The 12,905-nt window shown below is 60.5% G+C and carries 12 protein-coding genes; all 12 read left to right on the forward strand.

Going from position 1 to position 12,905, the window contains the following annotated elements:
• The 12 genes from waaC (at window position 1) to D8U73_RS05885 (ending at window position 12,806) form a co-directional block, all read left to right on the forward strand.
• On the forward strand, window positions 1-1,062 hold the full coding sequence (waaC, locus tag D8U73_RS05830; RefSeq protein WP_056852323.1) for a lipopolysaccharide heptosyltransferase I: 1,062 nt from the start codon (window positions 1-3) through the stop codon (window positions 1,060-1,062).
• Window positions 1,062-2,186: a glycosyltransferase family 4 protein gene (locus D8U73_RS05835; RefSeq protein ID WP_056852324.1), complete on the forward strand. Its 1,125-nt coding sequence runs from the start codon at window positions 1,062-1,064 to the stop codon at window positions 2,184-2,186. Before waaC ends, D8U73_RS05835 begins: the two co-directional genes overlap by 1 nt.
• Window positions 2,183-2,989 (forward strand): lipopolysaccharide core heptose(I) kinase RfaP, encoded by an 807-nt coding sequence (gene rfaP, locus D8U73_RS05840; RefSeq protein ID WP_130903944.1) that lies wholly within the window; start codon window positions 2,183-2,185, stop codon window positions 2,987-2,989. The genes D8U73_RS05835 and rfaP overlap by 4 nt, the downstream gene beginning before the upstream one ends.
• Window positions 2,989-3,723 carry a lipopolysaccharide kinase InaA family protein gene (locus D8U73_RS05845; RefSeq protein ID WP_056852326.1) on the forward strand — a complete coding sequence of 245 codons (735 nt, stop codon included), beginning with the start codon at window positions 2,989-2,991 and terminating at the stop codon, window positions 3,721-3,723. The genes rfaP and D8U73_RS05845 overlap by 1 nt, the downstream gene beginning before the upstream one ends.
• A complete protein-coding gene (locus tag D8U73_RS05850; protein WP_130903945.1) occupies window positions 3,720-4,472 on the forward strand; it encodes a lipopolysaccharide kinase InaA family protein in 753 nt (250 codons plus the stop codon). The genes D8U73_RS05845 and D8U73_RS05850 overlap by 4 nt, the downstream gene beginning before the upstream one ends.
• Window positions 4,472-5,923, forward strand: coding sequence for a lipopolysaccharide kinase InaA family protein (locus D8U73_RS05855; protein WP_130903946.1), 1,452 nt, complete (start codon window positions 4,472-4,474; stop codon window positions 5,921-5,923). The genes D8U73_RS05850 and D8U73_RS05855 overlap by 1 nt, the downstream gene beginning before the upstream one ends.
• A gap of 167 nt (window positions 5,924-6,090) precedes the next feature.
• On the forward strand, window positions 6,091-6,426 hold the full coding sequence (locus D8U73_RS05860; RefSeq protein ID WP_056852546.1) for a YceK/YidQ family lipoprotein: 336 nt from the start codon (window positions 6,091-6,093) through the stop codon (window positions 6,424-6,426).
• A 165-nt stretch (window positions 6,427-6,591) separates the two neighbouring features.
• Window positions 6,592-8,349, forward strand: a complete 1,758-nt coding sequence (locus D8U73_RS05865) for a carbamoyltransferase (RefSeq protein WP_130903947.1) — start codon at window positions 6,592-6,594, stop codon at window positions 8,347-8,349.
• A complete protein-coding gene (locus D8U73_RS05870) occupies window positions 8,333-9,463 on the forward strand; it encodes a glycosyltransferase (protein WP_056852330.1) in 1,131 nt (376 codons plus the stop codon). The genes D8U73_RS05865 and D8U73_RS05870 overlap by 17 nt, the downstream gene beginning before the upstream one ends.
• Window positions 9,463-10,359: an antimicrobial resistance protein Mig-14 gene (locus tag D8U73_RS05875; RefSeq protein ID WP_130903948.1), complete on the forward strand. Its 897-nt coding sequence runs from the start codon at window positions 9,463-9,465 to the stop codon at window positions 10,357-10,359. The genes D8U73_RS05870 and D8U73_RS05875 overlap by 1 nt, the downstream gene beginning before the upstream one ends.
• Window positions 10,360-10,367: 8 nt before the next feature.
• Window positions 10,368-11,768, forward strand: coding sequence for a PIG-L family deacetylase (locus D8U73_RS05880; RefSeq protein ID WP_130903949.1), 1,401 nt, complete (start codon window positions 10,368-10,370; stop codon window positions 11,766-11,768).
• 81 nt (window positions 11,769-11,849) lie between these two features.
• Window positions 11,850-12,806 carry a glycosyltransferase gene (locus D8U73_RS05885; RefSeq protein WP_130903950.1) on the forward strand — a complete coding sequence of 319 codons (957 nt, stop codon included), beginning with the start codon at window positions 11,850-11,852 and terminating at the stop codon, window positions 12,804-12,806.
• Window positions 12,807-12,905: the final 99 nt, after the last annotated feature.

Consider the following 12,905-nt stretch of genomic DNA (forward strand, 5'->3'; position numbering starts at 1 on the left):
TTGCGGGTACTGCTGATCAAGACGTCATCGCTGGGCGACGTGATTCATGCGTTGCCAGCGCTGACAGATGCTGCGCGGGCGATCCCCGGCATCAAGTTCGACTGGGTGGTGGAAGAAGGCTTCGCCGAAATCCCCACCTGGCATCCGGCGGTGGGCAAGGTGATTCCGGTGGCAATCCGGCGCTGGCGCAAAAACCTCTGGCAAACCATCAAGAGCGGCGAGTGGAAGCGTTTCAAGCAAAGCCTGCGCGCCACGAAATACGATTTGGTCATTGATGCCCAGGGCTTGCTGAAGAGCGCCTGGCTGACTCGCTATGTCAAAGCCCCGGTGGCCGGCCTGGACAAGTCGTCGGCCCGCGAGCCAATGGCCGCGCGTTTCTATGATCGACGCCTGGCGGTTGCCCGTGGCCAGCACGCGGTGGAGCGAGTGCGTCAATTGTTCGCCATCGCCCTGGGCTACGACCTGCCCAAGGGCTTGGGCGACTATGGCCTGAGCGTCGAACGCCTGGTGGAATTGCCGCGCAAGAATCCCTACGTACTGTTCCTGCATGGCACGACCTGGGACACCAAGCACTGGCCTGAAGCCTATTGGCGCGAGCTGACCGAGCGTGTCGGTTATCTCGGTGTCGGGGTGAAACTGCCTTGGGGCAACGCGGTGGAGAAGGCGCGCGCCGAACGCATCGCTGCCGGTTTCAAGCACGCCGAAGTGCTGCCCAAGCTGAACCTGGCCGGCGTCGGCAAGGTGTTGGCCGGGGCTCAGGCGTGTGTGGCGGTCGACACCGGTCTCGGTCATTTGGCCGCTGCACTGGATGTGCCGACCCTGTCGCTCTTCGGTCCGACCAACCCGGGCCTGACCGGCGCCTACGGCAAATCGCAGATCCACCTGGCCAGCGATTTCCCTTGCGCACCCTGCCTGCAAAAGAAATGCACCTATCAACCGACGGCCGAAGATGCCCGTCAGTTCGACCTTGAGCGCGAGTGGCCCTTGTGCTTCACGCGCCTGAATCCCGAGCGGGTCGCCAGCCGACTGAGCACGTTGCTACTGGCTGAGGAGCTGCGCTGATGCAATTGGCATTTGTCCTGTACAAGTATTTTCCGTTCGGTGGCTTGCAGCGCGATTTCATGCGCATCGCCCTGGAATGCCAAAAACGCGGGCACCAGATTCGCGTCTACACGCTGATTTGGGAAGGCGACGTGCCGCCGGGTTTTGAAGTGCTGGTGGCGCCAGTCAAGGCATTCTTCAACCATCGTCGCAACGAAAAGCTCAGTGAATGGATGGAAGCGGACCTGGCCAAGCGCCCGGTTGATCGTCTGATCGGCTTCAACAAGATGCCGGGGCTGGATGTGTATTACGCCGCTGACGGCTGCTTCGAAGACAAAGCGCAGAACCTGCGTAACTCGCTGTATCGTCGCTGGGGCCGCTATCGCCACTTCGCCGAATATGAGCGCGCGGTGTTTGCCAAAGACGCGAAGACTGAAGTGTTGATGATCTCCGAAGTCCAGCAGCCGCTGTTCATCAAGCATTACGACACGCCGCTGGAGCGTTTTCATCTGCTGCCGCCAGGCATTGCCCAGGATCGTCGCCGCCCAGCCGATGCCGACGAAATTCGCGCCGGCTTCCGGGCCGAATTCAACCTCAAGGACGATGAACTGTTGCTGGTGCAGATTGGCTCCGGGTTCAAGACCAAGGGGGTTGATCGCAGCCTCAAGGCGTTGGCGGCATTGCCCGCTGATCTGAAGAAACGCACACGGCTGTTTGTAATCGGCCAGGACGACCCCAAATTGTTCCAGATGCAGAGTGCGACGTTGGGGCTGGGTGACAACGTGACGTTCCTCAAGGGCCGCAGCGATATTCCGCGTTTCCTGTTGGGGGCCGATCTGTTGATCCATCCGGCCTATAACGAAAACACCGGTACCGTGCTGCTTGAAGCGCTGGTGGCCGGGTTGCCTGTGCTGGTCAGTGCGGTGTGCGGTTACGCCCATTACATTGCCGAAGCCGATGCTGGCCTGGTGCTGGACGAACCCTTCGAGCAAGCACAGCTGACGCAATACCTGACCGGCATGCTCAACGACGCCCAAGCACGGGCGGCCTGGAGCCGCAACGGTTTGGCGTTTGCCGAGACGGCTGATCTCTACAGCATGCCGCAGCACGCGGCCGATGTGATTCTGGCGGAGCACGCTAAATGAAGTTGATGCTGGCTGAACCGTTCAAAAGCCTCTGGGCCGGACGCGATCCGTTCGCCGAAGTCGAGGGATTGCAGGGCGAGGTATACCGCGAGCTTGAAGCGCGCCGGACCCTGCGCACTGAAGTGAACGGCAACGGGTTTTTCGTAAAGATCCACCGCGGCATTGGCTGGGGCGAGATCTTCAAGAACCTGCTCACCGCCAAACTGCCGGTACTCGGTGCAGGCCAGGAGTGGAAGGCGATCCAGCGCTTGCAGGAAGTCGGCGTGCCGACCATGACCGCCGTCGCTTATGGTGAGAAAGGCAGCAATCCGGCCGACCAGCACTCGTTCATCGTCACTGAAGAGCTGGCGCCGACGGTCAGTCTCGAAGACTTCAGCCTCAACTGGATCAAGCAGCCGCCCGAGCCGAAACTCAAGCGCGCGCTGATCGCCGAAGTGGCACGCATGACCGGGATGATGCACCGCGCCGGGGTCAACCACCGCGACTGCTACATCTGCCACTTCCTGCTGCACACCGACAAGCCGGTGACGGCCGATGACTTCAAACTGTCGGTAATCGACCTGCACCGCGCCCAGACGCGTCCGAGGATCACTGCCCGCTGGCGCAACAAGGATCTGGCGGCGCTGTATTTTTCCGCTCTGGATATCGGCCTGACCCGTCGCGACAAGCTGCGGTTCCTCAAGGGTTATTTCCAGCAACCGCTGCGGCAGATTCTCAGCGAAGAAGCCGGGCTGCTCAGTTGGCTCGAGGGCAAGGCCAACAAACTCTACGACCGCAAACAGCGATACGGGGATGCGCTCTGATGGCGGGTTGGACACTGGAGCCTGAGTACAGCGATCTGGCAGAGGACTTCGGCAGCCTCGAAGCGGTGTTTGCGCTTCAAGGCGAGCGATTGACCCGTGATCCGCTGTCGGAAGTCATCCGCGTCCAGCGCAAGGGCGTCAACTATTACGTCAAACGCTACGTGGGCGCAGGCAAGGGGTTGCGCCGTTATCTGGGCAAGCCTCGGGTGAAAATGGAGTGGCAGAACCTCAAGCGCTTCGCCAAGTGGGGCATTCCCACCGCCGAGGTGGTGGCCTGGGGGCTGGAGCGTCGCGGCATGGCTTACGATCGCGGGGCGATGATCACCCGCGAACTGCCGCATACCGAAGACCTCTCGGCTCTGGCCGAACGGCACGACCCCAAGCTCGCGGACCGCGCGTGGGTCGATACCATCAGCCGCCAGCTGGCCAGCTACACCCGGACCATGCACGAGCATTGTTTTACCCACAACGATCTGAAATGGCGCAACCTGCTGGTCGACGATCAGCCCCAGCTGTTTCTCATTGACTGTCCCAATGGTGATTTCTGGAGCGGTTTCTGGCTCAAGTACCGCATCACCAAGGACCTGGCGTGCCTGGACAAGGTCGCCAAATATCAGCTGTCGGCCACTCAGCGTCTGCGCTTTTACCTGCAATACCGGCAACGGGAACGGCTCAATGCCGCCGATAAAAAACGCATCCGGCACGTGGTGAGATTTTTCGAGGGACGCGAATGACTGATTTTCTGGCCGCTGAAGACCGTGCGCTGCTCGAACGCCATGGCCTCGGCACGTTCGATGCGCTGTGGTCCCGGCAACTCGAGGCGGTGGACGAACCCAACACCCTTCGCGGTGGCTGGAGCAGCGTGTTTCGACTGGACCTGGAAGGTCATGGCTTCTATCTCAAGCGCCAGAGCAACTATCAGATGCGCACTTTGCACGCGCCGTTCGGTGAGCCGAGTTTTGCCCGTGAATTTCGCAACATCAGCCGTTATGAAAAACTCGGCATTCCGGCGCTGAAAGCGGCGTTTTTCGGCGAGCGCAAAGTTGATGGCGAAGTCCGCGCTGTGCTGCTGACCCGGGCACTGGACGGCTGGGATGATCTGGATTCGCTGCTGCGCCGCTGGTCAGAGCTCGGCGAGGCGCAACACGTGGCCATTCTGCAAGCCTGCGGCCGTCTGGCGCAGCGCCTGCATGGCAGGCGTCAGGTGCACGGCTGCTTCTATCCCAAGCACATTTTCCTGCGCGCCAACGGCGACGGCTATCAAGCGCAGTTGATTGACCTGGAAAAGACTCGGCCACTGCTGTTCGGCCAACGGGACCGGGTCAAGGATCTGGAGCCATTACTGCGTCGAGCACCCGAGTGGAGCGAAGCGCAGTTGCGGGTGCTTCTGGCCGCCTATCTGGATCAGGCTCAGGACAGTTCGCTGATCGACAGCTGGCTGACACGTCTGACTGCCCGGCGCAGCCATAAGGGGAAAGCTTGATGCGTTTGTCCGAACTGAAAAGCGCTGGCCGCAGTCCGACGCTGCCGTTGACTCTTTCCCTGGCCGACGCGGCCGGTCCGGCCGATTTGCAGCTACTGAGCCTGCTGCGAGTGTTGCCGGGGCAGCGTTACGTGGGCGCCGGTGTCTGGCGTGGCCGGCCGGTGCTGGCCAAATTGCTGGTCGGCAGCAAGGCTGCACGGCATTTTCAACGGGAACTGGACGGCGTGCGTATGCTCGCTGCCCAAGGCTTGACCACGCCGCTGCTGTTGGCCGACGGCCTTAAGGAAGGCGAGGGCGGCTGGCTGTTGTTCGAGTTTCTGGAAGGCGCTGAAAGCCTCGGCGATGCGTGGCAGCGAGTTGAAAGCTTGCCCGTGTTGGCCGACGAGCAATCAGCGGTTTTGGCCGAAGCCTTGGGTGCCATTGGCCAAATGCATCGCAAAGGCCTGTGGCAGGAAGATCTGCATCTGGACAATCTGCTGCGCCAGGGCCGTCGGCTCTATCTGATCGACGGCGCCGGAATCTGCGGCGAAACGCCTGGCCAGCCGTTGTCGCGGCAAAAGGTCCTGGAAAATCTCGGGGTGTTCTTTGCCCAGTTGCCACAATCGTTGCAGCCGTTCACCGAAGAGTTGCTGGTCTACTACCTGCTGAGCAATGGCGAACATGCCTTGCCCATGGAAGCGCTACAGAAGCAGATCGACAAAGTCCGCAACTGGCGCCTCAAGGATTTTCTGAACAAAGTCGGCCGTGAATGCACACTGTTCAGCGTGCAGCGCGGGGCGTTCGGCTTGCGGGCGATTCGCCGCGAGGAAGAAGCGGCCATGCTGCCGGTGCTGGAGCGGGCCGATGAGTTGCTTGACCAAGGGCATCTGTACAAGACCGGCGGCGCGGCGAGTGTCGGCAAAGTCCAGGTCAATGGTCGCACGCTGGTGATCAAGCGCTACAACATCAAGGGCTTTGCGCACTGGCTCAAGCGTTTCTGGCGCCCGAGCCGGGCGTGGCACTCCTGGCGCGAAGGCAATCGCCTGGCGTTCCTCGGCATCGCCACGCCCAAGCCGCTGGCGCTATTGGAAAAGCGCTTCCTCGGGTTGCGTGGTCGCGCCTACCTCATCACCGAGCATCTGTCGGGGCCGGACATCATCGAGCGCTTTGCGCCCTATGTGGAAAGTGGTGATGCGCCGGAGTCCGAGCTGGCAGCGCTGGATCACTTGTTCGCCGAGCTGATTCGCGAGCGCATCAGCCATGGTGACTTCAAGGGCCACAACCTGTTCTGGCAGCAGGATCGCTGGGCACTGATCGATCTCGACTCGATGTGCCAGCATGGCTCCCTCGCCAGTTTCGCACCGGCGTATGCACGGGATCGCGCGCGGTTCATGCGCAATTGGCCGGACAGTAGCGCGCTTTATCAAGTCATCGATCGGCGTCTGCCCAAAGACATCGCCAGCGTTTCCTGAATCGGGCCTTCGGTCCTGTCGCGGGCTTGCCCGCGATGGGATCGGACCAGCCAAATAAGATCAGGGACAAGTTCTTGTGAACCGTCCTACGCGATCTTCGGAAGCCATGAACTGTGGCCCGGATCGGCCCGATGCTAGTTTGCCCTGACATTTGCGGAGGGCGGACTTTGACAATAAGAATGGCAGCTGCTTCAGGCGCGATTTCGCTGGCATTGGCGGGATGCGGGACCGCTGCGACGGTGCTTCAGGACGATGCCGACGCCGCGCAAGGGTTGCGAAAGCAAAAAACCTATTGCCAGTCGATACCGCGGGTCTACAGCGGTCTCGCCCATGATTTCTGCGTATTGAATGCGCCACCCGATCCCACGGGCTTCCTCGTGCCATTCATTCTGCTGGACCTGACGTTGTCCGGCGCTCTGGACACCGTTGTCTTGCCCTACACGATTTACCGGCAAAGCGTGGACGGCAATATCCAGATCTATTGGCGACCCGTGCGCGGTTAAACAGCGGCAAGTCGACTTCCGAAAAGGCTTGCCGGTTGCCGCTAGAGGTTTGCCGCAGCTTTTACGCTATAATCCCGCCCTTTAGCTGTCTCTCGCCCCTTGCGAGGGCACATAAATTTTTGAGGCGCATTGCGCCTGCACGCAGACTAAAGAGGCTAGACCCCTGTGGCATTGACGATTCTTGGCCTGTCCGGCGCCCTTAGCCATGATCCTTCCGCAGCCCTGTACATCGACGGCAAGCTGGTCGCGGCGGCTGAAGAAGAGCGCTTCGTGCGCGATAAACATGCAAAGAACCGCATGCCTTATGAATCGGCGAAATTCTGCCTGGAACAGGCCGGTATCAAACCTTCCGACGTTGATGTGGTGGCCATTCCGTTCGCCCCGATCAGCCTGTTCGGCAAGGCTCGCTGGCACTACGCCAAGCGTTACTGGTACGCGCCGGACCGCGCCCTCGATGCAATCCTGATGGGCAACCGTCGCTACAAGCGCTATCGCAACAAGATCGTCTGGTGCCTCGAGCAACTGGGTTTCGATCCGAAAAAAATCAAGATCGAGCCGGTCGAACACCATCTGGCTCACGCCTCCAGTGCCTACCACTGCTCCGGTTTCAAAGAGAAAACCGCGATTCTCGGGATCGACGGCAAGGGTGAGTACGCCACGACGTTCTTCGGTTACGGCGAAAACGGCAAGATCCACAAGATCAAGGAATTCTTCGATCCTGACTCCCTCGGCGGCCTGTACGGCGCAATCACCGAGTTCCTCGGTTTCGAGATGCTCGACGGCGAGTTCAAGGTCATGGGCATGGCGCCGTATGGCGACGCCAGCAAGTACGACTTTTCGCGCCTGGCCTCTTTCGAAAACGGCGAGCTGGTGATCAACACCGATTACGCCAACGTCATCGGCCTGCGTCGCTATAAAGAGAAGGGCAAGGGTTTCTACTTCTCGCCGAAGCTGATCGAGTGGCTGGGTCCGAAGCGCGAAGGCGACATCGCCGACGAGCCATACATCCACTACGCCGCCAGCATGCAAGCGCTGTTCGAGAAGCTGGCGTTGCAGATGATCGATCACTACCTGGGCGACGTACTCAAGGAAACCGGCAAGCTGGCGTTCGCTGGCGGCTGTGCCTTGAACGTCAAGCTGAACCAGAAAATCATCGCCCGCGACGACATCAAAGAGCTGTTCGTCCAGCCTGCGTCCGGCGATGCCGGTACTGCCGTCGGCGCTGCGGCTTATGTGTCCCACGCCCGCGGCGTTCCGGTCGAGAAGATGGAACACGTCTACCTCGGCCCGTCTTACAGCAATGAAGATGTGATCGCCGCCTGCGCCCGCCATCAGAACAAACCTGCGTGGCGCAAGCTCGACAACATGCCGGAGCAGATCGCCAAAATCATGGTCGACGGCAACCCGGTGGCCTGGTTCCAGGGCCGCATGGAGTTTGGTCCGCGTGCACTGGGCGGTCGTTCGATCATTGGTTGCCCGAGCGTGCCGGGCGTGGCCGATCGCATCAACCACCAGATCAAGTTCCGCGAGCGCTGGAGGCCTTTCTGCCCGTCGATGCTCGACACCGTCGCGCCACAGATGATCAAGATCGATCACCCGGCGCCGTTCATGACCTTCACCTTCGAAGTGGCTGAAGAGTGGAAAACCCGCGTGCCGGAAGTGGTCCACGAAGACGGCACTTCCCGTGCCCAAGTGCTCAAGCGCGAATACAACCCGCGCTACTACGACATGATGAAAGCGCTGGAAGTACTCACCGGCAACGGCGTGTCGCTCAACACCTCGCTCAACCGTCGCGGTGAGCCGATGATCTGCTCGCCGACGGACGCCTTGAACATGTTCTTCGGTTCCGATCTACAGTATCTGATCATGGAAGACATCCTGGTGGTCAAAGAGGGCGCGAACGCATATGACACGCTCGGCTGAACGCCATGTGTTGCAGTTCTGCCACGGCTATGACGGGCCGTTTCTGGACTGCGCCCGGCAGTACGCCAGCCTGTTCGCGGGGACCGGTTATCGCGTGACCACGGTGTTTCTCACCGGGGTCGCCGACGCCGAAGTCGCCGCGGGATGCGCCTCTGATGAAGTGTTGTTCATGGAATACAGCTCCAGAGCCATTCGTGGCCTGAAGCTGGGCGCCATTGGCGATCTGCGCAAGATCGCCGCTTCGCGCAATTTCAGTTTCTGCATCGCCCACCGCTTCAAACCCATCTACATCGCCTTGCTGGGCACTTCGTTGCCGGTGATCGGCGTGCACCACGCGTTTGACGATTACAAGCGCGGCACGCGCAAGCTGTTCGCTCATGTTTTCCGCAAGCGCCTGAGCCTGCTCGGGGTTTCCGATGCCGTGCGCGATGACATGCGCCGCTGCCTGCCGAAGTGGCCGGCGACGCGCATCCAGACACTTTATAACCGCATCGATGTGCCGGCGTTGCAGGCCAGCCAGGTTTGCGCGCGCGAGGCACGGGAGATCCTGGGGTTGTCGGCGGATGCCTGGATCGTCGGCAACGTCGGTCGATTGCACCCGGACAAAGATCAGGCCACGTTGCTTGAGGGCTTTGCCGCAGCGCTGCCAGGGCTACCCGCCAACAGTCAGCTGGTGATTCTCGGCAGCGGGCGTCTGGAGCAGGATCTCAAGGCGCAGGCTCGTGAACTGGGGATTGGAGACCGCGTGTTGTTCCTCGGCCAGGTGCCTGAAGCCCGACGTTATTTTCGTGCCTTCGATGTTTTTGCCTTGAGTTCCGATCACGAACCTTTCGGCATGGTTCTGCTTGAGGCCATGGCCGCTGGTGTACCGTTGCTCGCCACCGCTTGTGGCGGGGCGAAGGAGGTGGTCGAAGGTGTCGGCATTCTGTTCCCGCTGGGCGATGCCGAACATCTGGCGCAAGGATTGAAACACCTTGCTGCGATGGACGATCAACAACGTCTTCAGTGTGCCGAGCTGATGCTGGACCGCTTGCGCGAGCGCTTTTCCGACCGCGCGGTGCAGGATGCTTTCTGGCATTTGCCACACGTTATCGAACTGGCACCGAGGGGCTGATGCTCAACAGATTTCAAGGCTGGCGCGAACGTGGCTGGTCGGTAGCCGATGCCTCGATCTATGCCGAGGTCTGGCAACGTTATGGCGGCAGCGTCGCGACTCACCCTATGGTGGTTGAACGGTTGGCGCAGTTGGCTGGTATTCCGGTGCGTTACCTGGCCTGGGAGCATGAGGGCGAGGTGAAAGCGGCGATCCCGACCTGGGGGCGCGATCTTGCCTTGTCCAAGGATGTGCTCAAGCGCAGCGGTAAAAAAGGCCTGTTCGACCTTGGCAACGCCGAGATCATCCTGCCGGCTGCGGCCGATGCCCAAGTGCCTCTGCGCCATCGCGGGCGTTACCTTTCGGCACTGAACGAAAGCCGTTTCACCGGCATCAAGTTGCAGGCCGAACAATTGGCCATGGCCCGCGCTCCCGAAGAACTGTCGAAGAAATTTCGCTACAACCAGCGCCGGGAACTCCGGTTACTGGAAGAGGCGGGCGGTGTGGTACGCCCGGTTTCGGATTTTTCCAGTAGCGAGCTGGCGGCCATTTATTGCGACCTGTTCCAGCGCCGCTGGGGTTTTCCGGCGACCGGCGCCGAGCGCATGGCTGAAGTCATCGAGTTGTTGCGCGCGTTGCTGATCGGCTCGGTGATCTTCCTCAACGATGCACCGATTGCCATTCAGCTGGTGTACCGCGTCGAGACGCCGCAGTGGATCAGCGTCGAGTACATCAATGGTGGCGTCGACCCTGAAACCCGCGAGTTCAGCCCTGGCAGCGTGTTGAGCTTCCTCAATACCCAAAGCGCCTGGGAGCATGCACGGGCACTGGACAAGCCCTTGCGCTTTTCCTTCGGTCGCGCCGACCGGGAATACAAGGATCGCTGGTGCAACCCTGTTCCGGTCTTCACCGTATGAGCCAAGCCATGAGCCGCAAACAACAACTGCTCAAGCGCCATCGGCGCAACAAACGCATCGGCTTGTTGATCGCGCTGGGAATGTTGATTGTCATGGGCCTGCTGGTGGCCTGGTGGCTGCCGCTGGTGCTCGCAGTCCTGGGCTGGATTGCCCATGAAGCGTGGTTCGCCGACCACCTGTTCTATTCGCCCAACGACGATTACCAGTACAGCTTCCCGCCCTACACGCCGCAACCGAAAGTCCACCTCAATGGCGATCGCCTGCGGTTGGACGATGGCGTCATGTTGGTCGAAGACGCGACGCTGGTGCTGGCGTTGCGGGTCAAAAGCACCTGGCTGGGGCGTTTCCTTGATCCTGTGGTCGAACTGGCTGGTGGTGACAATCCGGATCGGCTGACCTTCGAGCGCGGTGTAAACGGCCTGCGTTATCTCAACCTCAGTGGCCAGGCACAAGTTCTGTCCCAAGGCGAGCTCCGCCTGCGCGGCCGTTTTTGCCGCCTGCTCGGCGAGCCGGTGCTGTGGGCGATCGAACATCCGGATTACCGTCGCCAACGGGTGATGGTCATTGCGCCTCATGCCGATGACGCGGAACTGGCAGCCTATGGCTTGTACAGCCAGGCGGATGAAGCCTGGATCGTCACGCTCACCGCCGGTGAAATCGAAGCCGAACACTACCAGCAGATGGGATTGGACAAAGTCCAGGCTTCGCGGCTCAAAGGCCGTTTGCGAACCTGGGACAGCATTGCAGTGCCGCGTTGGGCTGGCGTGGCCGAAAGCCGGTGCGTGCAATTGGGTTATTTCTGCCTGCAACTGGCGACCATGCAGGCTTCGCCTGCTCAGCCGGCGGGCTCGCGCGAAGCGGATTTGAGTGATACCCGGGTGTTTCGCCAGTTGAACCCGTTCGCCTTGCCGGGCGATGTCGATGGCGCGCCGACCTGGAACAACCTGCTGGCCGACTTGCGAGAGTTGCTGCTGCGCGCGCAACCGCAAGTCATCGTGCTGCCGCATCCGACACTTGATCCGCATCCGGATCATATTTGCGCTCATGCCGCGGTTCTTGAAGCCTTGCAAGGGCTCGACTGGCAGCCGACATTGCTGGGTTACGCCAATCACTTGCATGACAACGATCGCTGGCCTATGGGCAATAGCGGTACCGGCGTGGCGCTGCCACCGGTGTTTGATGCTGCCTCGCTGCTGCATCCCTATTGTCTTTTACTCACGCCGGCGCAGCAGCGCGACAAGGCCATGGCGCTGGCAATGATGCATGACTTGCAGCCGCCAGCCCCGTTCAAGCGCCGGGTGCGCCGGGTATTGCAGCGGTTGCTGGCCGGGCGCCGCGGTTCGCCCTACGGTGAGAACGAATTTTTTCGCAAGGCTGTACGTCGCCATGAGCTGTTCTGGCATTTGTAGGATTGCGTGCGAGAAGCGCCCCAGCTGCGAGCAGGGGTATGTCAGAGGTTGCTCGGTTTGCCTGTTGCGGCAAGGAAGACGATGAAAGTTTTGTTTCTGGTGCAGAAAGATCAGCGGGCTATCCTGGACCGTCTGTACGAGGGCGTGGCCGCCCATTGCGAGTGCGACCTGCGGTGGCTGAGCAGCGATGAGCAGCGCAACCTGCGCCGCTATTTTCGACGCGAAGTCGATGTGGCGCAGTATGACCGGATCGTGTTTTTCCTGCGCTTCAAGCAGGAGATCCGCCAGGTCGGATTTATCCGCACGATCCCCAATCTGGTGATCCTCGAACACGACGCCTATCAGAACTACATTCCTTGCAAGTACACGGGAAAGTTCAGCGCACATTACCGCAAGCTGCCCTGGGCGCGAGTCATCAGCTCAGGTTTCGTCGTCACCGAAAGGTTGCGCAGCGAAGGGTTCGATGCGGTATTCGTGCCCAAAGGCTACGACCAGACCCAGCTTGAAGATCAAGGGCGTGAGCGCGATATCGAACTGGCCTTCGTCGGCAGCACCAACAGTGTCGCCTACAGCGGGCGCAAAGCCTTGCTCGATGAGTTGGCGGGCGTCGAACCCTTGGTGGTCACCCGCACGAAATCCGGCGAGGAATACCGCGACACCCTCAACCGCATCCGCTACTTCGTCAGTGCCGATGTCGGCATGGGCGAATTCATGATCAAGAACTTCGAGGCCATGGCTTGCGGTTGTGTATTGCTGGCGTATGACCAGGGCGAGGCGGAAAGCCAGGCATTGGGTCTGGTGGACATGCAAAACGTGGTGTTCTACCAGAACATCGCACAACTTCAGCAAAAGCTCGCGCTATTGCGCAGCGACCCGGAACTGGCTCAGCGCATTGCCCGTAACGGTCGCGAACTGGCGGTCAGCCAGTTCAGTTTTGCACGCATCGGTCAGCGAATCGTCGAGGAGCTCGAACCGGCATTGCGTGTTCGCGCGCCCTTGAGCCTGCTGGAAAAAGTCCGTCTGAAGTTAGGCATTTGACGATGTGTTACCCGGCCATTGGCATTGCTGGCGACCTCCATTTCTTTAGGGATCAGGTGCAGTTATCCATGGAAAACGACATCGCATCGGTACACCGAG

This window comes from Pseudomonas sp. Sample_22, from assembly GCF_004307635.1.
Classification (GTDB): Bacteria; Pseudomonadota; Gammaproteobacteria; order Pseudomonadales; family Pseudomonadaceae; genus Aquipseudomonas.